Raw genomic sequence first — 23,238 nt, 5'->3', positions numbered from 1 at the left:
CGAATAGTGGGCCGAGCCACAGAGTGGCGGCCATGTCGTTCCACGTCCTGATCGCCGGAGGCGGCATCGGCGGGCTCTGCCTCGCCCAGGGGCTGCGCACGGCGGGCATCAGCTGTGCCGTGTACGAGGCGGGCACCGGCATCGGCCGCGCCGGCTACCGGCTGCACATGAACGCCCTCGGCGGGCGGGCCCTCCAGCAGTGCCTGCCCGAGAACCTCTTCGAGCTGTACCTGCAGACCTCGCGGCGCACCCCGCGCCGGGAGATGTACGTGCGGCTCGACCGGTACGGCCGCGAGCTCGGCGCCCGCCCGCACATCGGGCCGCCCAACGACCCGGTCCGCCCGCACACCGCGGTCAACCGGCGCACCCTGCGGCAGATCCTGGCGGTCGGTCTCGACGACGTCCTGCACTTCGGCCACCCCGTGGCCGGCTTCGACGACGACGACGACGGTGTGCGGCTGCTCTTCGAGGACGGGTCCTCGGTGACCGGCGACGTCCTCGTCGCGGCCGACGGCATCCACTCCGCGATCCGCGAGCAGCTGCTGCCCGCGGTGCGCATCATGGACCCCGGCATGCGCGGCATGTGGTCGACGGCGCCGCTGACCGAGGAGCTCGCCGCGGTCCTGCCCGAGGGCGTCTTCGACGGGTTCTCCACCGTCGACAACCTGGACGGGACGATGTTCGCCGTCGGGGTGTACGACCCGCGCCGGCCGATCGCCGAGGCGGTGGCAGAGCTCGCACCCGGTGCGGCCGTCGACGACGTCGCCCCCTACGTCATGGTCACCCACGGCAACGGCATCGCGATGCCCAACCGGGTCGCCCTCCCCGACTTCGACGGCACTCCGCTCGAGGAGCTGCACGCGCTGATGCGCCGCCACATCGAGGGGGCGCACCCCGGGCTCGTGGAGCTGGTCGACCGCATCGACCTGTCCACGTTGTCCCCGCTGGCCGTCCGGTACCTGGAGCCCGCCGACCCCTGGCCGACCAGCCGGGTCACGCTCCTCGGCGACGCCATCCACGCGATGCCGCCCAGCTTCGGGGCCGGCGCCAACTCCGCCCTGCGGGACGCCGGCGAGCTGACCCGGGCGCTCACCGACGTCGCGAGCGGTCGCCGTCCGCTGCTGGAGGCGCTCGCCCAGTACGAGGCCGAGATGCGCGCGGAGATCTTCCCGATCCTGCGCGCCTCCGCCGACCCCGGTGCCGTCCAGTCCGACGACATGCCCGACCTGTCCCCGTCCGGCCGCTGACGCACCCATCCAGGAGAGAGCCGTGCCCACCGCAGAAGACGTCGAGTTCCTGATCTCGGGGGATGCCCTGAGGGGCAAGCTGTTCCGCCCCGACGACGCCCCCCAACCGCCGCCCGTGGTGATCCTGCAGGGCGGCCTCGGTGGGCCCGCCGAGTCCAACTGGGAGATGGCCGCGGCCTTCGCCGACGCCGGCCTCGCCGTCCTCTCCTACGACCACCGGGGCACCGGCTACAGCGACGGGCAGCCGCGCCAGCAGTTCGACCCGTGGCAGCAGTGCCGAGACCTGCGCGACGTGATCACCCACCTGACCCTGCGCGAGGACGTCGACGCCGGTCGCCTGGGCCTCTGGGGCGTCAGCATCGGGGGCGCCAACTCGATGTTCGTCGCCGCGACCGACCGCCGGGTCGGCGCGGTGGTCAGCATCATCCCGCCGGTGAGCGGGTGGAGCGCCCGCGCGCTGCAGCCGCCCGAGACCCTCGCCGAGCTCGAGGCGCTCATCCCGCTCGACCGCCAGGCACGGCTGCGCGGGGAACCGGCCGCCACGATCCGGCTGCACGGCGAGCCCGAGCCGGGCCGGCCGGTGATGTTCAGCGACCACGAGGGCCTGGAGTTCGTCACGAAGCGGATCCACCACCTGCCGAGCTTCCGCAACGAGATCACCGTCTCGACCCTGGACCACCTCTTCGAGATGGAGGTCCGGGCCTACGCCGAGCGCATCACCGCGCCGCTGCTCATGGTGCTGGCCTCCGAGGACACGGTGGCGCCGGTGGGGGAGGCCCGCGAGATGTTCGCGCGGGTGCCGGAGCCGAAGGAGCTGGTCGAGTACGACGGCCAGCACTACGAGATCCTGTCGAACCACTTCCCGGAGATCATCGCGCGCTCGGCCGGCTGGCTCGGCTCGATCCTGTGAACGCGAGGACCGTGCTGGTCCTCGCCCTGCTCGCGGCGATCTCACCGCTGGCCACCGGGATGTACCTGGCCGCCTTCCCCGCGATGGCCGACGACCTGTCGACCGACGCGGCGTCGGTGCAGCTGACGATGACCACCTTCCTGGCCGGTCTGGCCGCCGGGCAGCTCGTCCTGGGCCCGATCTCCGACCGGATCGGACGGCGGACCCCGCTCCTCGCCGGCACGGCCACGTGCGTGCTCGCATCCGCGCTGTGCGCCGTCGCACCGACCATCGGCGTGCTGATCGCCGCCCGGTTCGTGCAGGGCTTCGCCGGCGCGGCCGGCATCGTGCTGGGCCGGGCGATCGTCGCCGACCGGGTCCGCGGATCCGCCGCGGCGCGGACCTTCTCCGTGCTGATGACCCTGGGCGCGCTCGCCCCGGTGGTGGCGCCGCTGCTCGGCGGGGCACTGCTCGGCCCGGTCGGCTGGCGCGGGGTCTTCGCCGTGCTCACCGGTCTCACGGTCCTGATGCTGCTGGGGGCGTTCTTCCTGCTGCCGGAGAGCCTGCCGTGGGCGCGGCGGGCGGGACGGCGCGCGGACGGCACGGCGCGCGCGGTGCTCACCGACCGCGACTACCTCGGGCACGCCGTCGCCTTCGTGTTCTCCTACGGAACCCTGCTGGCCTACGTCTCGGCGTCGCCCTTCGTCCTGCAGGTCGTGTTCGGGCTCTCGCCGGGCTGGTACTCCGTCGTGTTCGCCGCCAACGCCTGCGGACTCACGGTCGCCAGCCTGGCCAACGCGCGCCTCGTCGGCCGGTTCGGCGCGCGGCGGTTGCTCGGCATCGGGCTCGGCTGGCAGCTCGGTACGGCCGTGGTCCTGCTGGTCCTGACCCTCACGGGCGCGCCGGCTCTCCCGGCGGTGCTCGTGCTGCTGTGGTCGTCGGTGACGGCTCTCGGCCTGATCATGGGCAATGCCACCTCGCTCGCCCTCGCCCGGGTACCGGCCGGCGCCGGCACCGGGTCGGCGGTCCTCGGCGCCGCACAGTTCGGGCTCGCGGCGGCGGTCGCTCCGCTGGTGGGTCTGGGCGGCGACGACACGGCGGTGCCGATGGCCATCGCGATGGTGGTCACGGCCACCGTCGCCGCGGCCGCCGGGTGGCGTGCCCGACGCCGCGCTCCATCTCCCTCGACGCCGGTCCCACTCCTGAAAGGTCCTGACCCATGCTCGAGTACGGCCTGATCCAGACCCGCGGCTTCACCAATGTCATCGAGAACGGACGCGTCACCGGCTTCTCCGTCCTGCTGCGGATGCCGAACTACCGCGGCGCCTGGGGCAGCCTGATCGACGGCGCCGACGTCACCGTCGACGGGAAGGCATTCCCGCGCGAGTCGGTCCGCTGGACCCTCGGGGGGCGCACGTTCACCCTCGACGAGCTCCAGGCCTCGACCGGCGTCCACTGGGACCTCGATGCACCGGCCGTCGTCACGGTGCCGCTGGACGGTGGTCTCTCCGCGGGCGTGCACGAGGTAGCGGTGACCGTCCTGCTGCGCTCGCCGTACATCCCCGCCTTCGCCCTCCCCCTGAGGTTCGAGGACCGGCGGACGTGCACGATCGTGCCCACCGGGATCGGGGACGACGCCGGCTTCCGATACGGCGTGTCCGTCTACAGCCTCACGGGCGACATCAACACCGTGATGACGCTGGAGGACGCGATGGCCGACATCGCCGACCTGGGCGGCAGCGGCGTCGAGCTGCTCACCCAGGGCATCCCCGGCTACCCGGAGCCTTCAGCCGCGTGGATCGACGAGTGGCACCGACTGTGCGAGACCTACCGGCTGGTCCCCACCAACATCTCCTCCTGGGTCGACAACCAGATGTGGCGCGACCGCGACCTCACGGTCGAGGAGGCGGCCGCGCAGCTGGAGCGCGACCTGCGGCTGGCCCACCGGCTCGGATTCGGCTACCTCCGGCCCAAGTTCGGGGTCATCTCCCCGGAGCTCGACCCGCACCCGACCTGGCGGGAGACGGTGCTGCGCAACCTGGACCTCGCAGCGGAGCTCGACGTCGTCCTCAACCCGGAGATCCACAGCCCCACGCCGATCCAGCACCCGGTGACCCAGAACTACGTCCGGTTCATCGAGGAGACCGGCACCGAGCACGTCAAGCTGCTCATCGACACCGGCATCTTCCAGACCGAGCTGGTCACCGACGGCCACCCCGGCTTCGACGAGGACGAGGTGCCGGCGTTCCTGCGCCCGCTGAAGACGCCGATGAGCGACCTCGCCGAGGTGCTGCCCCACGTCGGATTCGTCCAGAGCAAGTTCTTCGAGATCGACGACCAGCTCCACGACCTGCACGTCCCGTGGGCCGACATCCTCCGGACGCTGCACGACGGCGGCTGGAGCGGCTGGCTGTCCAGCGAGTACGAGGGCCGCCGCGAGCCCTACCGGGGCCGCGAGCAGCTGCGCCGCCACCACGCCCTGCTGCGCACCCTCGCGGCCGACCTCGACCGGACCGCGCGGTGACGGGCCGGCTCCGCACGGGCCGTCTCGCCGGCAAGGTCGCCTTCGTCACCGGCGCGGCGCGCGGCCAGGGACGCAGCCACTGCGTCCGCATGGCGGCCGAGGGCGCCGACGTCGTGGCCTTCGACCTCTGCGGGCCGGTGGAGCGCCGCGACTACATCCGGCCGTCGACCCCCGACGACCTGGAGGAGACCGCCCGGCTGGTGGAGAAAGCCGGCGGCCGCATCGTGAGAGTGCAGGGCGACGTCCGGTCCGCCGACGACCTCGCCCGGGCGCGGGATGCCGGGATCCAGGAGTTCGGCGGGATCGACGTCGTCGTCGCCAACGCCGGAACCGGCGGGGCCGGAAAGCTGACGCACGAGCTCGACGAGGCCGAGTGGGCCGTCACGCTCGGGATCAACCTCACCGGCGTCTGGCTGACCGCGAAGACCTTCCTACCGCACCTGGTCGAACGCGGCGGCGGCTCCCTGGTCCTCATCGGCTCGGCGGCCGCGGTCAAGGCGGTCCCACACCTCGTCGACTACGTCTGCGCCAAGGCCGGTGTCGTCGCGCTCACCAAGGTGCTGGCCAACGAGTACGGGCCGCACGGCGTCCGGGCCAACTGCGTGTGCCCCGGCAACGTGGCCACCGATCTGGTCGTCAACGACGAGGTCCTGCGCATGTTCCGGCCCGACCTCGACCGCCCGACCGTGGACGACGCCGCGCCGGTCCTCTCGTCGATGGTGCCCCTGGCCGGCCAGCCGCTGCTGCAGCCCGGGGACGTCTCCGAGGCGGTGCTGTGGCTGGCCTCGGACGAGGCGCGCTGGGTCACCGGCGCCGTCCTCGCCGTCGACATGGGGATGACCTCGCTCTGAGGTGGGGCCGGTCAGCTCGGCAGGCGGTCGCGCTCGTGCAGGCGCAGCCGCGCCAGCAGGTCACCCATGAGGAGCCGGAAGTCGAGGTCGGTGTACACCCGCCGCAGGCCGCGCCCGTCCGCGGCCGGTGTCTCGGTGTACGTGCTCGACTCGTCGGTGAGCGCGGTGACCAGCAGCGGCGGGCTGTCGCCCTGCGGCCACACGCCGCCGAGCACGACCCAGTCCGGCGGGTTGGTGAAGTGCGTCCAGAGCCACTGGCCGAGCCGGCCGGCGCCGCCGACGTCGTGCTCCAGCTCGGCGATCGAGTACGCGCAGCGCCGATAGGTCTCCAGCGGGAACTGGTGGACGGCCAGCTCGGGCAGGCCGAGCACGAACTCCGCCGCGGCCGGGTCGGTGTCCCGGTTGTACTCGAAGACGCCCTCGCGCAGCGACCCGCCGATCCAGAGCAGGGTGAGCCGGCCGGCGACGTCCGGGGCCGCCCGGAGCGCCGCGGCGACGTTGGTCAGCGGGCCGCCGCAGACCAGGTACAGCGGCAGCGGGTCGTCCCGCCGCGCCTCCTCGACGATCGCCGCAGCGGCGGGGGAGAGGTCGGTGTCCGCGGGGTCGAACGCGTGGTCGTGCCCGGCGAGGACGAGCGGCACCGGACCCCCGACGACCTCGACCAGCTCCGTGGCCACGGCCGCGCCGTCGGCTGCGGTCGGGTGCGGCCCCGGCAGCGTCCGGTTGAGGAACGAGCTCGTGACCAGCACGACCCGGTTGGACGGCGCCAGCAGGTGGTGCGCCAGCGCGAGCAGACCGTCCGGGTCACCGGAGAAGTCGTTGTCGACGACGACCCGGCACAGCGCCCGCAGCTCGAGGCGCGGGCTCACCGAGCGAGTGCGGCGGTGATCGACCGGCGGACGAGGTCGTGCTGCTTGCGGACCAGGTCGATCGGGTCGGCCTCGCCGAGGTCGGCGAAGGCGTGCCCCTCCCACTCGCTGGAGAAGAACCCCGAGTACCCGCCCTCGACGAAGACCCGCACCAGCTCCGGGTAGTCGATCGCGGGCTCGTCGCCGGCCTGGTCGATGTCGTAGAACTTCGCGTGCACGTGCACGATCTGCGGCATGATGTCGGCCCACTCGCGGGGGTCGACGTGCCCGTGCATGTTGAACGCCAGCCGCGCGAAGGAGCCCAGGCTCTCCGGCGCGATGCCGCGCGCGTGCAGGTGCTCCACGAACTCGCCGTGCTGGGCGTTGATGTCGGCGTCCGACGCCCAGATCGACTGCAGCCGCTCGAGGTCCGCCGTCGTCAGGCCGCCCATCCGCGCCAGCTTGCGCAGCGTCGTCGGTGCCATGGCGTGCATGGTCGAGCTGAAGTCGGCGACGAAGCCGAGCCGGGGGGAGCCGATCTCGTCGTAGAGCTCGCGGATCTCGACGACCTTGGGCGAGTTCGGGCCGAGCGGGGCGTGGATCTCCCAGCCGAGGGTGAGGTCCAGCTCGTCGGCGACCGGCATCAGCCGGCGGATCAACTCCGGCTTCGCGCTCTGGATGCGCACCAGCGGAAAGCCGAGCGCCCGTGCGCTGCGGAACTGCGCGACGGTGAACTCGTACTCCTCGTCGAGGGTCATGTCGCGGTCGCGGCGGCGGCCCATGTCGAGGTTGGCCCCGAACGAGCTGGGCACGAACCCGTGCCGGTCGAACGCGTCCCGCCACGCGCGCACGAACTCGTCGGTGACGTAGGGGTAGGTGCGCAGCGTCTGCGAGGCGACGATCTCGATGCCGGGGCCGATGCCGGCCTGGTCGACCGCGTCGAGCAGGCCGGGCAGGTCGTAGCGGCCGGCGGCCCACTCGCTGGTCAGCGAGTAGAGGGTCAGCCCCAGCGTGATGCCGGCGCCGTCGACGGCGGGCGCGGCGGTGGGGGAGGGCGCGGTGGCGGTCATGGGGGTTCTCCTCAGCGGGCCGCGAGCGTGCGCCGGTTGACGGCGTGGTTGGTCACGTAGGTCATCGGCGCGATCTGCATGTAGGGCAGCCGGAGGTCGACGGTCACCTCGACGTCGACGTCCTGCCCCTCCGCGACCGGCTCGTCCAGCGGGACCACGACCACGAGCCGGTCCTGGATGAACCACAGCGTGTCCCACTGCTCCGGCAGCTCGGCCACGGAGTAGGTCCGCCCGGCGAGCTCGACCTGCAGGCTCTCGGTGGGGACCGCCTGACCGTCGACGGCGACGGCGATGCCGCTGACGCTGGACAGCCAGAGGCTGCGGTACCAGGGCACGGTGAGGGCGATGCCCAGCCCATCGGCGCGCGCGATCAGGCTCTCGTCGGTGAGGACGGTGTCTCCGGTGGCCATCGGTCGATCAGCCCTTCAGCCCGCCGGCGTAGCCCTGGATGAACCGCTTCTGGGCGAAGAAGTAGAAGGCCAGGATCGGGACCATCGAGATGATCACGACGGCGAAGATGAGGTTCCACTGGGAGACCAGGCCGCCGACGTAGGAGTACATGGCCACCGGCAACGTCGCGTACTGCGAGCCGTTCAGGAAGATCAGCGCGGTGAAGAAGTCGTTCCAGACGATGAGGCCGGCGAGGATCGCGACGGTGCCGGTGGCCGGGCCCATGAGCGGGAAGACGATCCGCACGAAGACCTTGCCGCGGGAGGCGCCGTCGACGGTCGCGGCCTCCTCGTAGTCGCGGGGCAGCCGGCGGAAGAAGCCGCCGTAGAGGAACACCGACAGCGGCATGAGCACGCCGGTGTAGACGACGATCATGCCCCACGGGCTGCCGGTGAGCCCGAGGTTCCGGGCCTCGACGTAGAGCGGGACGATGCCCAGCTGGGTGGGCAGCAGGATGGCGATGAGGAACAGGTAGTAGGTGCGGTTGCTCCACCGGCTGGTCGAGCGGGTGAGCACGTAGGCGGCCGGTGAGCCGAGGACGACCAGGCCGATGATGCTGCCGGCGGTGATGATCAGGCTGTAGAGCAGGCCGTTGAGGATCGCCCCCGACGCGTCGGAGGACGGCGAGAGCAGGGTGACGAAGTTCTCGAACGTCGGGCTGGTCGGGAGCGCCAGGGCGGAACCCGACAGCACCTCCGGGCCGGTCTTCAGCGATGTGGTGATCAGGAAGTAGAACGGCATCAGCATGACGATCGCGCCGAGGATCGTGACGATCTCCAGGACGAGCGTCTTCTTGGAGTAGCGGAACACGGGTCTCGTCCGATCTCTTACAGGCGGTCGCGGGTGGCGTACTGCTGGATGACGGTGAAGATCAGGATCAGCACCGAGAGCACGAGGGCCAGTGCCGCGCCGAAGCCGAAGTTGTTGAACACGAAGGCCTGCTGGTAGACCTCGGTCGCCAGGGTCTGGGTCGCCCCGGCCGGGCCGCCGGCGGTCAGCGCCAGCACCTGGTCGAACACCCGCAGGCCCTGGATGAGCATCAGCGTCGTCGCGATCGCGATCGAGGGCTGGATCATCGGGACGATGATGTGGCGGAAGCGGGTGAAGACGCCGGCGCCGTCGAGGGCGGCGGCCTCCTCCAGCTCGACCGGCACGGTGGCCAGACCGGCCAGGTAGATGACCATGCAGAAGCCGACGCTCTGCCAGATCATCACCGCCATCACGCACCACAGCGCGAGGTCCGGGTCACCGAGCCAGTCGTGCTGCCAGCTCTTGAGCCCGATCGCGCCGAGCGTCTGGTTGAGCGGGCCGTTGAACGCGAAGATGAACTTCCAGATGTAGGAGACCGCGATCGGCGCGATGACCACCGGCATGAACAGCAGGGTCCGCAGCACGAACCGCGACTTGAGCCCACGGTTGAGCGCCAGGGCGAACAGCAGCCCGAGGACGTTGGTGAGGATGAGGAAGCCGAAGGCCAGGATCAGCGTGTTGACCAGCGCCCCGGTCAGCTCCGGGGTCCGGAAGATCTTCGTGAAGTTGTCCAGCCCGACGAAGTTGTAGTCGCCGATGCCGGCCCAGTCGGTGAACGCGTAGAACGCGCCGCTGGCGGTGGTGGCGTAGATCAGCGCCAGCATGAGGACGACGGCCGGCAGCGCCCACCACCAGCGGCCGTAGCCCATCTTGTAGGTCTTGGTCCGGGTCTCGCGGCGGCCCGAGGTGGGGACCGCGCCGTCCTCCGCGGGTCGCGCCGGGCTCTGGATGGCGGTCACTGCCTGCCCCCTGGGGATCGATCCGGGTCGGTGCTGTCGGGTGAGGGTCTCGCTCGGGCGGTCGTGCGCCGGTGGGTGGGGCGGCAGACCCGCCCCACCCACCGGTCGGATCAGCCGTTGTCCCAGGCTGCGTCCATGTTCTTCAGCACCTCGTCGACGGTGGTCTGGCCGGTCAGCAGGCCGGTGACCCCGGTGCCGAGGGCGTTGTAGACCTCAGGGTTGGTCCACTCGTCCACGGCGAAGGTGCGGTAGTCCTTGTTCGTCAGCTGGTCGGCGACCGGCTGGTACTGCGGCAGCAGGTCGGCCGCGTCGAGGTTGCCGCCGATCGGGATCGTGCCCTGGGCGTCGGCGAACTTCTTCGCCTCCTCCTTCGAGATCGAGAACTTGATGAAGTCCTCGACGAGCTTCGGGCTCTTCGTCTTGGCGTTGCCGGCCAGGCCGATGTCGGAGCTGATCGTCAGGTAGTTCTTGTCGGCCGGGGACGGCGCGCCCAGCGCGACGAGGGTCACGTGACCGCCCGCAGCGTCCATGATCGACTTGGCCGCGCCGCTCGGCGCGAAGAAGCCGAAGGCCTTGCCGGAGCTGGAGGCGTTGGTCAGATCGGCGAAGCCGGCACCGGCGGCGCCGTTCTGGAAGCAACCGGCCTTGTTCAGGTCGACGACCGCCTGCAGCGCCTGCTGCCAGCCCTTGGTCTTGGCGAAGGTGGTCTTGCCGTCGGTCCGCTTCTGGTCCCAGTCGGGATCCGGGCCGTAGACGGTCGAGGACGCGATCTCGACCGTCATGATCCCGGTGTTCGCCGGGACGGACCCGGCGAGGGCGAAGATCGAGCTGCCGGTGGCCGCCACCGCGCCGCACTGCGAGATCACGTCGTCCAGATTGGTGCTCGCGTCGATGGTGACGTTGTTCTGCTTGGCGAGCTCGTCGTTGTAGATCACCGACATGATCTGCGTCGAGCTCGGCACGCCGTAGAGGTTGCCCTTGTAGTCGTAACCGACCAGCTCGGCCTCGGGGACGTTGCTCTTGAAGCTCGAGTCGGTCAGCTCGAGGAGCAGGCCGGGCTTGGCCAGCGTGCCGACCGTGCCGGGCTGACCCGCGCCGGAGTTGATCTGCATGACGTCGGGGCCGTTGCCCGCCGCCATCTGGGTCTGCAGCGTCTGGCCGTACGTCTCGGCGCTGATCTTGTTGACCTTGATCGTGACGCCGGGGTGGGAGGCCTCGTAGTCCTTGGCCAGCTGCTCGTACGCGGTGTCCTGAGCGTTCGCCGGGCCGTAGGAGAACGTGATCGTCTGCGGCTCCTTGCCGCCGCTGCTGCCGGAATCGCCGGAACCACAGGCGGCCAGCAGCATGCCGGCGACCAGCGGCACGGCGATGGCGGCTGCGCGACGCCGGTTCTGCCGGAGGTGCGGGTAGGTCATGGTGAGCCTTTCGGTGACTCGGTTGGTCGTGTCCGGCGATCGAGCGCCACCGGCCGACGATGCGACGTGGTGAGTGTCACAGAGCTTCGGTCGATTGCAAACATAAGTCTGCTGATGTGCGACATAGATCTGAGTGATCCCGCCCATCAGCGGGGTGACCTGCGGTTTTGTCCGGAGGCAACGCGTCGCGCCGCGCCCGGGGCGGGGATCCACATAACGGACTGCACGGTCCGCGCTTGGTGGTGCACAACCTGATCGAGTCAGCCCGAGCTGGGTTACTCTCGGGTAAGGCAGGTACTTCCGACGCTATGCGTGGCGACTTTTGTCGATTACCGTAGGAAGCCGCTCCCCACCGGTTCGTCGAGGAGATCCCCCGTGCCCTCAGAACGCATGGACAGCCTGGCCGCTGTCCTGGCCGCCATCCGCGGCGGCTCCGGGATGACCCAGCCGCTGCTGACGCAGCAGGTCGGGCTCGGCCGCAGCGTCGTGGCGGCGCGGATCGCGGAGCTGGAGGCGGCCGGGCTCGTCACGCAGGCCGGGATGGGCCCCTCGACCGGTGGCCGTGCGCCGCGGCAGCTGCGGCTGCGCGCCGAGGCCGGCGTCGTCGTCGGGGCGGACATCGGTGCCACCCACATGAACGTCGGCATCGCCGACCTGGCCGGCCAGGTGATCGGCTCGGTCAACGAGCCGATGGACATCGCCGACGGGCCCGAGGTCGTGCTGTCGCGGGTGGAGCAGATCGTCGACGAACTGCGCGCCGCGCATCCCGACGCGGGTGACGTGTGGGGCGTCGGCGTCGGTGTCCCGGGCCCGGTCGAGTTCAGCACCGGCCTGCCGGTGGCGCCGCCGATCATGCCCGGCTGGGACGGCTACCCGATCCGCCAGCGCATGTCGCGTCGGTTCGGCGCCCCGACGTGGGTCGACAACGACGTGAACCTGCTCGCGCTGGGCGAGCTGCGCAGCAACCCGCACGCGACCGACGCCGGCGACGTCCTCTTCGTGAAGATCGGCACGGGCATCGGCGCCGGTCTCGTCTCCCGCGGGCGGCTGCACCGGGGCGCGAACGGGTGCGCCGGCGACATCGGCCACGTGGCCGTCGCCGAGGCCGAGAACGTGATCTGCCGCTGCGGCAACACCGGCTGCCTGGAGGCCGTCGCGGGGGGCGCCGCGCTCGCCCGGGAGGGCCGACGGCTGGCGGAGTCGGGCGGCAGCCCGGTCATGGCCGAGCTCCTCGCCGCGGAAGGGTCGATCGGCACCGAGCACGTGACCGTCGCCGCCGAGCGAGGCGACCCTGCGGCGCGGGCGCTCCTGGCGCAGTCCGGCCGGCTCGTCGGCAGCACGCTCGCCACGCTGGTCAGCTTCTACAACCCCTCGCTGGTGGTGCTCGGCGGCGGTGTCGTCCTGGCCGGCGACTTCGTCCTCGCGGCGGTGCGCGAGGCGGTCTACCGCCGGTCGCTGCCGCTGGCCACCCGGACGCTGCAGATCGAGTTCTCCTCGCTCGGCGAGCTCGCCGGCCTGTCCGGAGCGGTGCACCTGGTCCTCGACGAGCTCTTCGCGCCGTCCAGGCTGGCCCAGTGGCTGCCGCGCAGCAGCCCGGCAGGGAACCCGGAGCTGGCCGCGGCATGAGGGCGCTCGTCGTCGGTGGCGGTCCGGCCGGGACGACGGCGGCCATCGCGCTCGCCCGGGCCGGGATCGAGGCGCTCGTCGTCGAGCACGAGGAGACCGACCGCCCGGTCGGCATCGGCCTGGCGCTGCAGAACTCGCCGCTGCGCGCGCTGCACGCCCTCGGGCTGCTCGACGCGGTCGTCGACCGCGGGTACCGGCACGACGCGGTGAACATCTGCGCGCCCGACGGCACGGTGGTGCACCGGATCGTCACCGAGCCGCTCGTGCCCGGGACGCCGTCGTTCGTGGCCATCTCCCGCGTCGCCTTGGCCGGCATCCTCGGCGAGGCCCTGGCCGCCACCGCCGGTGCGCAGATCCGCTACGGCACCTCGGTGACCGCCCTGCGCGACCGCGGCGACGCCGTGGAGGCCGACCTCACCGACGGCAGCACGGAGGTGGTCGACCTGGTGGTCGGCGCCGACGGGCTGCACTCGACGGTCCGGGGGATGGTGCTGCCGGAGGCTCCCGCGCCGACGCCGGCACCGCAGGTGATCTGGCGGGCGTCGGCGCCGCGGCCCGCGGACGTCGACCGCTATCTCCTGTACGACCTGGGCCCGCAGGGCCGGGTCGGCATCGTCCCGATCGCAGACGACGAGCTCTACCTGTGGTTCCTCCAGCCGGACGACGGCGCCGCCCGGCTGCCGGCCGAGCTCCGGCTGCCGGCGCTGCGGGCGCGGCTGGCCCCGTTCGGCGGCGTCGTGGCCGACGTCGCGGCGCTGCTGCGCGACGACGTCGACCAGCGTTCGCTGGCCGCGCTGCTCGTGCCGCAGCCGTGGCACCGCGGCCGCACCGTGCTCATCGGCGACGCGGCGCACACCACCACGCCGCACATCGCCTACGGCGTGGGCATCGCGATCGAGGACTCCGTGGTGCTGGCCGAGGAGCTGGCCCGCGGCGGATCGGTGGAGGACGCGCTGCAGGCGTTCACCCGCCGCCGGTTCGACCGCTGCCGGCTCGTCGTGGAGACGTCGCTGCAGCTGTCCGCGTGGGAGGTCGACCCACCCGAGGACCCGACGCTGCACCACCAGCTGAGCGGTCGGGCGCTCGGAGCGCTGTCCCAGCCGTTCTGAGACCAAGCGCACGCTTGGTATACCAACGATTGGCGTGCCATGCGCCTACCGTGGGAGGCGTGACCACCACCGAGACGACCGAGGACCTGCTCGCCCTCGAGCGCCAGGTCTGCTTCGCGCTGTCGGTGGCCGCCCGCACCGTGGTGGCCGTCTACCGGCCGGTGCTCGAGCCGCTGGGCCTCACCCATCCGCAGTACCTGGTGATGCTGGCGCTCTGGCAGCACGGGACGCTGTCGGTCAAGGACCTGTCCGGTCTGCTGCAGCTCGACCCCGGCACGCTGTCCCCGCTGCTCAAGCGGCTGGAGTCGGCCGGGCTGCTGCGCCGCGAGCGCGACCCGAGGGACCAGCGCAACCTCGCCCTCGCCCTCACCGACAAGGGGACGGCACTGCGGGCGGAGGCCGAGAAGGTCCCGGCCGGCATCGTGGAGCGGCTGGGCATGCCCGTCGAGGAGCTGATGGACCTGCAGAGCCGGCTGACCCGGGTGATCGCCGCGTCCCAGCAGGCGCTCACCGGGAGGGACCGATGACCGAGCAGGAGAGCGTCCTCCGGCCGGCTCCGCACCGGTGGCTCTGGTACGCCCTCGGCGGGCGGCTGCCGCAGCGCCACCGCGCGTGGGTGCTGCACGACACCACCACGCGCACCTGGGCGCTGCGGCACGTGGCGCGCACGTTCGTGCAGATGGCCGTGCCGATCGCCCTGGTGCTCACCGTGCTGCCGGCCTCCTTCGGCCTGCGGGCGGCCGCGGCCGGCGGCGGGATCTTCCTCGCGCTGATCTACGCGCTGGCCTACATGCCCGAGGCCGTCGAGAACCGGGTGGTCAAGGCCGGCTACCCCGCCGGCACCGCCCAGGCGGTGCGCGACGAGGCCGGCCTGGTCCGGCAGCAGAAGGAGTCCGAGCGCAAGCGGGCCGCCGCGGTCAAGCGCGCCGCCCGCTACCAGGCCCGGCTCTGACGACACCGCGCCCGGGGCCGGCGAGGCTCACCCGGGCGCGGCGCCCGTCTCAGGAGCGGTCCAGCTCGGCGAAGGTGTCGGCGACCCAGTCGGCGATGAACACGCTGACGTGCGGCAGGTGGTCCAGCCCGATGTGCTCGGTCGCGCCCTCCTCGGGCGTGAACACCCGCAGTTCGCGCTTGGGCGAGTTGACCGCCTGCTCGTAGGAGCGGTGCGCGTAGTCGACCGGGATCTGCCGGTCGTTGGCGCCGTGCGCGATGAGGAACGGCACGGTGATCTGCTCGACGACGCCGTCCAGGTGCACGCCGTCGGCGAAGTCGAGGAACTCGTCGAGGTGGTGCTCGTCGCCGTCCTTGCCCCAGACCCAGAGCACGTGCTCCCAGTAGTGGGGGACTGGCCGCTCGCCCTCGCGCTCCTTGCGGCGCCGCTGCACGGCGCCCCAGTTGTGGTTGGCGCCCCAGGCGACGACCAGCGCGAAGCGCTTCTCGAACGCCGCGGCGCGGGGCGCGTAGTAGCCGCCCAGCGACCAGCCGACGATGCCGATGCGGCTCGTGTCGACGTCGTCGCGGGTTTCGAGGTGGTCGACGGCCGCGCCGGCCCAGGCCTCGGTGTCGATCCGGGCGGTGATGCCCTGCAGCCGCAGCGCCTCGCCGGTGCCGGGCTGGTCGAGCATCAGGCAGGAGATGCCGCGGGCGGCCAGCTCCTCCCAGAAGTTGGAGCTGTACATGTGCTCCTTGGTCGAGTCCAGGCCGTTGACGAGCACGATCACCGGCTTCGGGCCGTCGCCGGGGGCCGCGGAGAAGTACGCCGGCAGCGTCGTCCCCTCGTACGGGATCTCGACCCGCGAGACGCGCGGGCTGTGGGTGTCGAACGCCTTCTGGGCGATCTCCAGCAGCCGCTTGTAGGTGGGCACCCGGTTCGGGTCGGAGTGGGCCAGCATCCGCTCGGCCTGCGCGAGGTAGTTGGAGGCCCGGAAGTACAGCTGCCCGGCGGTGCGGGTGTGCCCCGCCTTCTCCGCCTCCTCGGCCTGGCCGACGAGCTGGTCGGTCAGCGCCGTCCACGCCCGCAGGAAGTCCGGCGTGCCGGCGTCCTCACCGGCGTTCGCGGCGTCCTTGATCGGCCGGCAGGCCCGGTCGACCTCGTCGATCAGCCCACCGGAGTTCAGCGTCGCGACGACGCTCAGGTTCCAGGTGTAGGGGCCGGTGGGGAAGTACTCGAACACTGCTCGTTCCTCTCGGGGTGGTTCAGCGGACGGCGTCGCTGATGGACTTGACGCCGCCGTGGGCGGTCAGCCCGCCGTCGACGGGGATCTCGGCGCCGGTGATGAACGTGGAGTCGTCGCCGATCAGGAAGGCGACCAGCGGGGCGACCTCGTCGACGGTGCCGGTGCGGCCCAGCGGCGTCTCGGCCAGGTTCGCGGCGCGGAACGCCGCGGCCGCCGAGGCGGTCATCGGCGTCTCGATGTAGCCGGGGTGCACGGTGTTGACCCGGATGCCGCGGGGACCGAGCTCGAGGCACGCGACCTTGGCCAGCCCGCGCAGCGCCCACTTCGACGCGGTGTACGCGGCAGGGAAGTGGCCGGTCAGGCCGGCGACCGAGCCGACGACGACGATCGAGCCGCCGTCGGTCATCAGCGGGGTGAGCGCCTGGATGCCGAGCAAGGTGCCGGTGACGTTGACCTGCTGCACCCGGGACAGGTCCTCGGGCCGCAGGTCGGCCAGGCGGGCCCGCCAGGTGATCCCGGCGTTGGCGACCAGCCCGTGCACGACGCCGTGATCCCGCGTCAGCTCGTGGGCGAGCGCGGTCCAGCCTGCCCCGTCGGTGACGTCGAGCTGCCGGTAGGTCACCCCGGGCAGGTCCTCGGCCGGCTCGGGGGTCAGGTCGACGCCGATCACCGTCGCGCCGAGCGCGGTCAGCAGCCGCGCCTCGGCGGCTCCCTGACCCTGCCCCGCGCCGGTGACGACGACGACCTTCCCCGCGACCGTCACGACTGGCGCTTGCGGTTCCGCGGCCGCTGCCGGGCCGGGCGCACCGGGGGCAGGTCGATGCCCTCGACGACGCGGTTGCGGACGGTGCCGATGCCCTCCACGGTCATCTCCACGACGTCGCCGGGCTGCAGCGGCGGGGGAGCGGCCTCGCCGCGGGTGCCCCACAGCTCGCCGAGGCAGCCACCGTTGCCGCAGGTGCCCGAGCCGAGCACGTCGCCGGCGCGGACCCAGGTGCCGCGGGAGGCGTAGGAGATCAGCTCCTCGAACGGCCAGCCCATGTTGGAGAGCAGGTCCTGGCCGATCTCGACGCCGTTGACGCTCACCCGCATGTCCAGCTGCAGGAAGCCGTCGTCGTCGCGGTAGGGCTCCAGCTCGTCGGCGGTGACCAGCCACGGCCCGAGGGTGGTGGCGGAGTCCTTGCCCTTGGCCGGGCCGAGGTTCACCCGCATCTCCCGGGCCTGCAGGTCGCGGGCCGACCAGTCGTTGAGGACGGTGTAGCCGAAGACGTGGTCCCGGGCGTCCTCCGGCGACAGCGACGCGCCGTCCTTGCCGACGACGACGGCGACCTCGAGCTCGAAGTCGAACCGCTGCGAGCCGGGCGGCACCGCGACGTCGTCGTGCGCGCCGATGAGCGCGTACGGGTTGGTGAAGTAGAACGTCGGTGCCTGGTACCACTCCGGCGCCACCCCGCCGGTGCCCCCGGAGACGCCCTTCACCACGCCCTCGACGTGCTCCTCGAACGCGACGAAGTCCCGCACGGTCGGCGCCTGCAGCGGCGGCAGCAGCCGGACGGCGTCGACCGGGACCGGCGGCGCGGAGAACGCCGCCGTCCCGGCTTCGAGCGCGGCCGGCAGCCCCGCCCGCACGAGGTCGAGCACGGTCACGCCGGCGGGCAGGGCGTGCAGCCCGTGCTCGCCGACCACCCCGGCGGTGACGACCCCGCCGTCCTCCCAGGTCGCGAACTTCATGCCGCGATCAGACCGGAGGCGCGACGAACAGACCCTTGTCGGGGTCGTTGAACGACTTGGCCGCGAGGAACTCGTTCATCGCGTTGGCCGTGCCCCACTGGTCGGAGACCTCGGGCTGGGTGAAGTCGTAGACGTGCGGGTGCCAGGCGTCCTCGTCGAGGACGTCCAGCTCCGTCGTGTACTCCATCGTGTTGCCCGACGGGTCGAGGAAGTAGGTGAAGGTGTTGTTGCCGGCCAGGTGGCGGCCGGGACCCCAGATCTTCTCCACCCCGGCGCGCAGCAGCCGGCCGGTGCCGCGCATGTACTCGTCGATGCCGCGCATCTCGAAGCTCGCGTGGTGCAGGGAGGGGTGCGGACCGCGGGCGATCGCCAGGCTGTGGTGCCAGGGGTTGATCCGCATGAAGAACATCATGTTGCCCATGCGGGGGTGCATCAGCGTGTCCGACAGGGCGAAGCCGAGGTGCTTCTCGTAAAAGGCCTGGGTGCCCTCGGGGTCGGGGGAGTTGATCACCACGTGCGAGAGGCGGACGGGGATGGACTCGCCCTCCTCGATCGCCCGGTGCTCGCGGACGCCGACGTGCGCGGAGATCTCGACCGTGCGGCCCTCGTTGTCGAAGAACCGGAAGCCGTAGCCGCCACCGGGGGTGTGCAGCGTGCCCGGCTCGCTGACCAGCTGCACGCCGTCGGCGGCGAGCTGCCCGGCGAGGGTGTCGACGTCGGCGGAGTCCTTGGCCCCGAACGAGATCAGGTCGATCCGCTTGTCGCCCGACTCGCGCAGCCGGACGACGTACTGCTCCGGCGAGCCCTCGGCGGCGAGGAAGGTCAGGCCCGAGTCGCTGTGCTCGGCCTTGAGACCCCACGCGTTGGTGTAGAAGTCGAGCTGGGTCTGGTAGTCCGGCACGGCGAGGTCGACGTGCCGCAGATGGGTGATCAGGCGCTGAGGAGGCATGGCTTTCTCTTCCGGGTTCAGGCGGGCTGGCTGGTGAGCATGGCGATCGAGCGCATGAGGCTGGGGATGTCCCCCTGCACGTGCTCGAGCTGCCACTGGGCGAGCTGGTTGGAGGCGTCGACGACCGTCTTGGCGCGCTCGAAGCGGCGGGCGGTGAAGGCGTCCCAGAGGTCCTGGTCGAGCGTGTCGCGCTCGGTGAGCAGCTCGGCGAGGACGACGGCGTCCTCCAGGGCCATGGCCCCGCCCTGGGCGATGGTGGGCGGGCAGGTGTGCGCGGCGTCGCCGATGAGCACCACGCGGCCGCGGTTCCACGGGGCCTCGAGCACGTGCGTCTCGAACCACGTGTAGTTGACCCGGGACGGGTCGGTGAGCGTCTCGCGGATCTCGTCCCACGGGCCGTGGTAGGCCTCGGAGAGCCGCTTCATCGTGGCCAGCTGCTCCTCGGGCGAGAGCGCGCTGCGGTCCTGGGCGTCCTCGACGATGTAGGCGTACAGCGAGTCCTCGCCGGTCGGGCAGTAGCCGGCGATGTAGGACGGGCCGCCGTAGTACAGGTCGGTGCGGGTGACGTCGGCCGGCCGCGGCCCGAAGGCGCGCCAGATGCCCATCCCGACCGACCTGGTCTCGAGGTTGATGCCGAGCGCGCGGCGGGTCCAGGAGCGGACGCCGTCGGCGCCGATGACGACGTCGTAGCGGCCGGTCGAGCCGTCGGAGAAGGTGACGTCGACGCCGGCGTCGTCCTGGACGAGCTCGGTGAACGTCGTGCCGAGACGCAGCTTCACGCCGACCTCGGTGGCCCGGTCGGCCAGGATCTGGGCGAGCTCCGGGCGGGGCATGCCCATGACGGCGGGCAGGTCGGGGCCGCCGGTCTTGGCGTCGGGGACCTCGAACAGCACCGAGCCGGCCGGGTCGGGGGCGCGGAAGCCGGTGACGTCGAAGGCGTAGCCGTGCGCGGAGACCTGGTCCCAGACGCCGAGGGAGCGCAGCTCGCGGAGCGCATTGCCCTGCAGCGTGATGCCGGAGCCGAGCGCGGCGACCTCGGGCTTGATCTCGACCAGGTCGACCGCGACGCCCTTGCCGGCGAGGTGGATGGCGACACCGGCGCCGGCGAGGCCGGCGCCGACGACGAGCGCTGAGTTGACGGCGGGCACGCAGAACTCCTACTTGACGGCGATCGGGTTGACCGGTGCGCCCACGGCGCCGGTCACGGGGATGGGGGCGGCGGTGAGGAAGAACTCGTACACGCCGTCGGCCGCGCAGTCCACGGCCAGCGCCTCGAGGTCCCACATCTCGCCGATGAACAGGCCGATGTTGGGGATGGCGACCTGGTGCAGCGGCTGGAAGGCGACGTCGAACTCGTTCGGCCGCACCTCGAAGCCCCAGGTGTCGGTGGCGATGCCGGCGATCTCGGTGCCGTGCAGCCAGTCGGCGGTGGTGAACGACAGGCCGGGGGAGGCGCCGCCGGCGTAGTCGCCCCAGCCGCGTCCCTCGGCCAGGTCGCGCCGCGCCCGGGAGAGCCGCCCGGTGCGCACGACGACCAGGTCGCCGCGGCCGACGCGGGAGGTCTCGCCCTGGGCCTCGATCGTCGCGATCAGGTGGTCGGTGGTGATGGCGAAACCGTCGGGCAGCTCCCCGTCGGTGCCGATCGCCCGGCCGACGTCGAGCAGGACGCCGCGGCCGGCGAACAGCGCCGCCGTCGTCTCGATCCCGGTGACCAGGTCGCCGTCGCTGGTGACGACCTCACCCGCGCGGCGGCCGTTCCAGGCGACGCCGTGGTCGAAGATGTGCCCGAGGCCGTCCCACTGGGTGGAGGCCTGCAGCGGCATGAAGACGACGTCGTCGGCGCCGCCCAGCCCGTGCGGGAAGCCCTGGGTGCCGCGCTCGGCGTCGGTGCCGGTGTCGAGCATCGTGTGCACCGGGTTGGTCCGCCGCCGCCAGCCCTTCTGCGGGCCGTCCATGTCGAAGCGCTGGGCCAGCGAGAAGCTCGCGCCGCGCCGGACGCAGGCCGCGCCCTCGCGCCGCTTCGCCTCGTCCAGGAAGTTCAGCGTGCCCAGGACGTCGTCGACTCCCCAGCGGCCCCAGTTGGAGCAGCGCTTGGCCGCCGCCGCGATCGCGCCCACCGGATCGGCGGGATCGAGATCAGCGGGGGTGATGGCGTCGAACGGCACGTCGGATCCTCCTCGATGGGACGCAGACCACAGTCCGTTCTCCCGAAGGGGTTGGGAAGACGAGATGCCTGATGACATCCATCAACGGCGTGGATACCGTTCGGGGCGTGAACCTCGCCAGCCTGGACCTGAACCTGCTGGTGTCGCTCGACGCCCTGTTGCAGCAGCGCAGCGTCACCCGGGCCGCCACGCAGATGGGGCTGTCGCAACCGGCCCTGTCGGCCTCGCTCGCCCGGCTGCGGCGGCACTTCGGCGACGAGCTGCTCACGCGGGTGGGCAACGAGTACCGGCTGACGCCGATGGCGGTGCAGCTCAAGGAGCTGACCCGGATCGCCCTGGGCGGGGTGGAGCGGGTGTTCACCGCGCAGCCGGAGTTCGACCCGGCGTCCTCGAACCGGGAGTTCACGTTCCTGGCCAGCGACTACTGGGTCGCCGTGCTCGGCGACACCGTGGCCGAGCTGCTCGCGGAGGAAGCGCCGGGGGCGCGGCTGCGGCTGGCCGCGAACACGCCGTCGGCCGTGGACCGGGCCGATCAGATCCTGCTCGCCACCGACCTGCTCGTGCTGCCGCACGGGTTCCTGACCGGGCTGTCGCACCGCGACCTGTACCGGGACGAGTGGGTGTGCGTGGTGTCCGCCGACAACCCGGTCGTGGAGGAGGGGCTCACGGTCGAGCACCTGGAGACGCTGCCCTGGGTGGTCACCTTCCACGGGCCGACGGCCGCCACGCCGGCGGAGCGGCACCTGCGCATGCGGGGCATCGAGCCGCGCGTGCAGGTCATCACCGAGCAGTTCCTGACCGTGCCCGGTCTGGTGGCCGGCACCGACCGGATCGCGCTGCTGCAGCGCCGGCTGGTCGAGCTGCTCCCGCTCAACCTCGGCGTCCGCGCGCTGCCGCCTCCGGTCGAGGTCGGCCCGCTGCTCGAGGCGATGTGGTGGCACCCGGTCTACGACGACGACCCGGAGCACGCCTACCTCAGAGACCTCGTCGTGCGGGCCGCGCGGCAGGTCGTGGACACCGCGGTATAGCTGTCGCTGATGTCACCCCTTCACCAAGATTGATTTCCGTTCTCACCCTGCGTTGCCGACACTTTCCCGTCGGTGATGCCGGTCACGGGGCCGGCTCCTGAGTGTCAACGGAGACGCCTGTGTCGGAAGTCGTGACCCCCTCCCCGGTCGCGGAGGAGACCCTGGTCGACGAGGTCGCGGTCGACCCGTCGACCGGTCGCCCCGCCGGGCGCGCCCAAGCGCTCGTCCTGCTGTTCTCGAGCTGCCTGGCCATCCTCGGCGCCGTCCTGCTCGCGCCGGTGCTGCCGGCCATCCAGGACGCCTTCGAGGGCACCGCCGGCGTCGAGGCCCTGGCACCGATCGTCCTGACCGCGCCCGCCCTCGTCATCGGCCTCACGGCGCCGTTCGCCGGCCGCATCGTCGACAGGCTGGGGCGCAAGCGGCTCCTCGTCGGCGCGCTCGTCGTCTACGCCGTCGTCGGGACGGCGCCGCTGTGGCTGCCGTCGCTGCAGCTGATCGTGATCAGCCGCGTGCTCGTCGGGCTCACCGAGGCCGCGATCATGACCTGCTGCACGACGCTGCTGGCCGACTACTACCACGGCTCGAAGCGGGAGAAGTACTTCGGCCTGCAGGTCATCTTCACCACGGTCGCCGCGACGATCTTCTTCGGCGTCGGTGGCGCGCTGGGTTCGCACAGCTGGCGGACGCCGTTCTGGCTGTACCTGGTCAGCCTGCCGCTGGCCGTGTTCGCGGCGAAGTACATCTGGTCGCCGGCGCCTCGGCCCTCCGGCCCGGCCGGGAAGCTCGCGCCGCTGCCGTGGGGGAAGCTCCTCGCCCCCGTCGGCGTGTCCCTGGTCGGCGGCCTGGTCTTCTACGTCCTCATCGTCGAGCTGTCGTTCAAGCTGGACGCGATCGGCGTCGAGTCCACCGGCACGATCGGGGCGGTCAGCGCGGTCGCCTCGCTCGGCACCGCGGTGGGCGGCTTCGTGTTCGGCAAGCTGGCCAAGCGCGGCCCGGCGGTGACCGTGCCGCTCGCCTTCCTGATCTCGGGGCTCGGGCTCATCGGGCTCGGGCTGGCCGGCGCGCTGCCGCTGATCGTCGTCTTCGCCGTGATCACCGGGTTCGGCAACGGGCTGCTGCTGCCGGCGATCCTCACGTGGGCCCTGGGCTCGCTGACCTTCGAGCAGCGCGGTCGTGGCACCGGGTTCTGGACCGCAGCGGTGTTCCTCGGCGAGTTCATCTGCCCGCTCGTCGTCCTGGCGCTGCGTGACGGCTTCGACAGCCTGACCGCCGCGCTGGTGATCGTCGGCGCCGTCGGGATCGTCGCCGCCGTCGGGGTGCGGCTTGCCCGGCCGGTCGCGCAGGCGGAGCCCGTCGGGCACTGATCCACCCCGGGGTGGTGGACGTCGGA

At 72.0% G+C, this 23,238-nt stretch carries 23 protein-coding genes; 11 read left to right on the top strand and 12 right to left on the bottom strand.

Features of this window, described 5'->3' with window-relative positions; translation table 11 throughout:
• Positions 1 to 32: 32 nt before the first annotated feature.
• Genes GGQ55_RS23845 through GGQ55_RS23825 form a run of 5 tightly spaced genes read left to right on the top strand, consistent with a single transcriptional unit; the run spans position 33 to position 5,511 of the window.
• Positions 33 to 1,247 (top strand): FAD-dependent oxidoreductase, encoded by a 1,215-nt coding sequence (locus tag GGQ55_RS23845; protein WP_179721079.1) that lies wholly within the window; start codon positions 33 to 35, stop codon positions 1,245 to 1,247.
• 22 nt (positions 1,248 to 1,269) lie between these two features.
• Positions 1,270 to 2,157 (top strand): alpha/beta hydrolase, encoded by an 888-nt coding sequence (locus tag GGQ55_RS23840; RefSeq protein WP_179721077.1) that lies wholly within the window; start codon positions 1,270 to 1,272, stop codon positions 2,155 to 2,157.
• Positions 2,154 to 3,374, top strand: coding sequence for a multidrug effflux MFS transporter (locus GGQ55_RS23835; RefSeq protein ID WP_179721075.1), 1,221 nt, complete (start codon positions 2,154 to 2,156; stop codon positions 3,372 to 3,374). The genes GGQ55_RS23840 and GGQ55_RS23835 overlap by 4 nt, the downstream gene beginning before the upstream one ends.
• Positions 3,356 to 4,660 carry a C-glycoside deglycosidase beta subunit domain-containing protein gene (locus GGQ55_RS23830; protein ID WP_179721073.1) on the top strand — a complete coding sequence of 435 codons (1,305 nt, stop codon included), beginning with the start codon at positions 3,356 to 3,358 and terminating at the stop codon, positions 4,658 to 4,660. The genes GGQ55_RS23835 and GGQ55_RS23830 overlap by 19 nt, the downstream gene beginning before the upstream one ends.
• Positions 4,657 to 5,511 (top strand): mycofactocin-coupled SDR family oxidoreductase, encoded by an 855-nt coding sequence (locus tag GGQ55_RS23825; RefSeq protein WP_179721071.1) that lies wholly within the window; start codon positions 4,657 to 4,659, stop codon positions 5,509 to 5,511. The genes GGQ55_RS23830 and GGQ55_RS23825 overlap by 4 nt, the downstream gene beginning before the upstream one ends.
• Positions 5,512 to 5,522: 11 nt before the next feature.
• Here the strand turns inward: GGQ55_RS23825 and GGQ55_RS23820 are convergent, their stop codons facing one another.
• The 6 genes from GGQ55_RS23820 to GGQ55_RS23795 all read right to left on the bottom strand — a co-directional run bounded on the left by GGQ55_RS23820 (position 5,523) and on the right by GGQ55_RS23795 (position 11,063).
• Complete coding sequence (locus tag GGQ55_RS23820) at positions 5,523 to 6,380, bottom strand: nucleoside hydrolase (protein ID WP_366490119.1); 858 nt, start codon at positions 6,378 to 6,380, stop codon at positions 5,523 to 5,525.
• Positions 6,377 to 7,429 carry a sugar phosphate isomerase/epimerase family protein gene (locus tag GGQ55_RS23815; RefSeq protein ID WP_179721069.1) on the bottom strand — a complete coding sequence of 351 codons (1,053 nt, stop codon included), beginning with the start codon at positions 7,427 to 7,429 and terminating at the stop codon, positions 6,377 to 6,379. The genes GGQ55_RS23820 and GGQ55_RS23815 overlap by 4 nt, the downstream gene beginning before the upstream one ends.
• Positions 7,430 to 7,440: 11 nt before the next feature.
• Complete coding sequence (locus GGQ55_RS23810; RefSeq protein ID WP_179721067.1) at positions 7,441 to 7,839, bottom strand: C-glycoside deglycosidase beta subunit domain-containing protein; 399 nt, start codon at positions 7,837 to 7,839, stop codon at positions 7,441 to 7,443.
• 7 nt (positions 7,840 to 7,846) lie between these two features.
• Positions 7,847 to 8,689 (bottom strand): carbohydrate ABC transporter permease, encoded by an 843-nt coding sequence (locus GGQ55_RS23805; RefSeq protein ID WP_179721065.1) that lies wholly within the window; start codon positions 8,687 to 8,689, stop codon positions 7,847 to 7,849.
• Positions 8,690 to 8,706: 17 nt separating this feature from the next.
• Positions 8,707 to 9,648, bottom strand: coding sequence for a carbohydrate ABC transporter permease (locus GGQ55_RS23800; protein WP_218859417.1), 942 nt, complete (start codon positions 9,646 to 9,648; stop codon positions 8,707 to 8,709).
• A gap of 110 nt (positions 9,649 to 9,758) precedes the next feature.
• Positions 9,759 to 11,063, bottom strand: a complete 1,305-nt coding sequence (locus tag GGQ55_RS23795; protein ID WP_179721063.1) for an ABC transporter substrate-binding protein — start codon at positions 11,061 to 11,063, stop codon at positions 9,759 to 9,761.
• Between the two features lie 375 nt (positions 11,064 to 11,438).
• On the opposite strand from GGQ55_RS23795, the gene GGQ55_RS23790 reads away from it, so the two are divergent.
• The 4 genes from GGQ55_RS23790 to GGQ55_RS23775 are packed head-to-tail and all read left to right on the top strand — an operon-like array spanning position 11,439 to position 14,750.
• Positions 11,439 to 12,689, top strand: coding sequence for an ROK family transcriptional regulator (locus GGQ55_RS23790; protein ID WP_218859416.1), 1,251 nt, complete (start codon positions 11,439 to 11,441; stop codon positions 12,687 to 12,689).
• Positions 12,686 to 13,798 (top strand): FAD-dependent monooxygenase, encoded by a 1,113-nt coding sequence (locus tag GGQ55_RS23785; protein WP_179721061.1) that lies wholly within the window; start codon positions 12,686 to 12,688, stop codon positions 13,796 to 13,798. Before GGQ55_RS23790 ends, GGQ55_RS23785 begins: the two co-directional genes overlap by 4 nt.
• Positions 13,799 to 13,857: 59 nt before the next feature.
• Entirely contained in the window at positions 13,858 to 14,325 is a 468-nt protein-coding gene (locus GGQ55_RS23780; protein WP_179721059.1) for a MarR family winged helix-turn-helix transcriptional regulator, read from the top strand.
• Entirely contained in the window at positions 14,322 to 14,750 is a 429-nt protein-coding gene (locus GGQ55_RS23775; RefSeq protein ID WP_179721057.1) for a DUF5313 family protein, read from the top strand. The genes GGQ55_RS23780 and GGQ55_RS23775 overlap by 4 nt, the downstream gene beginning before the upstream one ends.
• Before the next feature lie 49 nt (positions 14,751 to 14,799).
• Here GGQ55_RS23775 and GGQ55_RS23770 read toward each other — a convergent pair whose 3' ends face one another.
• From GGQ55_RS23770 to GGQ55_RS27380, 6 genes are read right to left on the bottom strand one after another with little or no spacing between them, the layout of a single operon-like run.
• Entirely contained in the window at positions 14,800 to 15,972 is a 1,173-nt protein-coding gene (locus tag GGQ55_RS23770; RefSeq protein ID WP_179721055.1) for an alpha/beta hydrolase family protein, read from the bottom strand.
• 22 nt (positions 15,973 to 15,994) lie between these two features.
• A complete protein-coding gene (locus GGQ55_RS23765; protein WP_179721053.1) occupies positions 15,995 to 16,738 on the bottom strand; it encodes an SDR family NAD(P)-dependent oxidoreductase in 744 nt (247 codons plus the stop codon).
• Complete coding sequence (locus tag GGQ55_RS23760) at positions 16,735 to 17,706, bottom strand: fumarylacetoacetate hydrolase family protein (RefSeq protein ID WP_179721051.1); 972 nt, start codon at positions 17,704 to 17,706, stop codon at positions 16,735 to 16,737. The genes GGQ55_RS23765 and GGQ55_RS23760 overlap by 4 nt, the downstream gene beginning before the upstream one ends.
• A gap of 7 nt (positions 17,707 to 17,713) precedes the next feature.
• Positions 17,714 to 18,655: a VOC family protein gene (locus GGQ55_RS23755; protein WP_179721049.1), complete on the bottom strand. Its 942-nt coding sequence runs from the start codon at positions 18,653 to 18,655 to the stop codon at positions 17,714 to 17,716.
• Positions 18,656 to 18,672: 17 nt separating this feature from the next.
• The gene (locus tag GGQ55_RS23750) at positions 18,673 to 19,803 is read right to left on the bottom strand and encodes an FAD-dependent oxidoreductase (protein WP_179721047.1); all 1,131 of its coding nucleotides are present in this window, start codon (positions 19,801 to 19,803) and stop codon (positions 18,673 to 18,675) included.
• Positions 19,804 to 19,812: 9 nt separating this feature from the next.
• The gene (locus GGQ55_RS27380; protein ID WP_366490114.1) at positions 19,813 to 20,820 is read right to left on the bottom strand and encodes a cyclase family protein; all 1,008 of its coding nucleotides are present in this window, start codon (positions 20,818 to 20,820) and stop codon (positions 19,813 to 19,815) included.
• Positions 20,821 to 20,927: 107 nt separating this feature from the next.
• On the opposite strand from GGQ55_RS27380, the gene GGQ55_RS23740 reads away from it, so the two are divergent.
• Positions 20,928 to 21,848: a LysR family transcriptional regulator gene (locus GGQ55_RS23740; RefSeq protein WP_179721043.1), complete on the top strand. Its 921-nt coding sequence runs from the start codon at positions 20,928 to 20,930 to the stop codon at positions 21,846 to 21,848.
• A 119-nt stretch (positions 21,849 to 21,967) separates the two neighbouring features.
• Positions 21,968 to 23,212 (top strand): MFS transporter, encoded by a 1,245-nt coding sequence (locus tag GGQ55_RS23735; protein WP_179721041.1) that lies wholly within the window; start codon positions 21,968 to 21,970, stop codon positions 23,210 to 23,212.
• Positions 23,213 to 23,238: the final 26 nt, after the last annotated feature.

This window comes from Petropleomorpha daqingensis (genome assembly GCF_013408985.1).
Lineage (GTDB): Bacteria > Actinomycetota > Actinomycetes > Mycobacteriales > Geodermatophilaceae > Petropleomorpha > Petropleomorpha daqingensis.
This window is presented reverse-complemented; position numbering and strand designations above follow the sequence as displayed.

Coding starts and splice junctions, on each gene's coding strand:
- GGQ55_RS23795 (WP_179721063.1), bottom strand. CDS start 11,063: ATGACCTACCCGCACCTCCGGCAGAACCGGCGTCGCGCAGCCGCCATC.
- GGQ55_RS23760 (WP_179721051.1), bottom strand. CDS start 17,706: ATGAAGTTCGCGACCTGGGAGGACGGCGGGGTCGTCACCGCCGGGGTG.
- GGQ55_RS23755 (WP_179721049.1), bottom strand. CDS start 18,655: ATGCCTCCTCAGCGCCTGATCACCCATCTGCGGCACGTCGACCTCGCC.
- GGQ55_RS23775 (WP_179721057.1), top strand. CDS start 14,322: ATGACCGAGCAGGAGAGCGTCCTCCGGCCGGCTCCGCACCGGTGGCTC.
- GGQ55_RS23830 (WP_179721073.1), top strand. CDS start 3,356: ATGCTCGAGTACGGCCTGATCCAGACCCGCGGCTTCACCAATGTCATC.
- GGQ55_RS23845 (WP_179721079.1), top strand. CDS start 33: ATGTCGTTCCACGTCCTGATCGCCGGAGGCGGCATCGGCGGGCTCTGC.
- GGQ55_RS23785 (WP_179721061.1), top strand. CDS start 12,686: ATGAGGGCGCTCGTCGTCGGTGGCGGTCCGGCCGGGACGACGGCGGCC.
- GGQ55_RS23810 (WP_179721067.1), bottom strand. CDS start 7,839: ATGGCCACCGGAGACACCGTCCTCACCGACGAGAGCCTGATCGCGCGC.
- GGQ55_RS23815 (WP_179721069.1), bottom strand. CDS start 7,429: ATGACCGCCACCGCGCCCTCCCCCACCGCCGCGCCCGCCGTCGACGGC.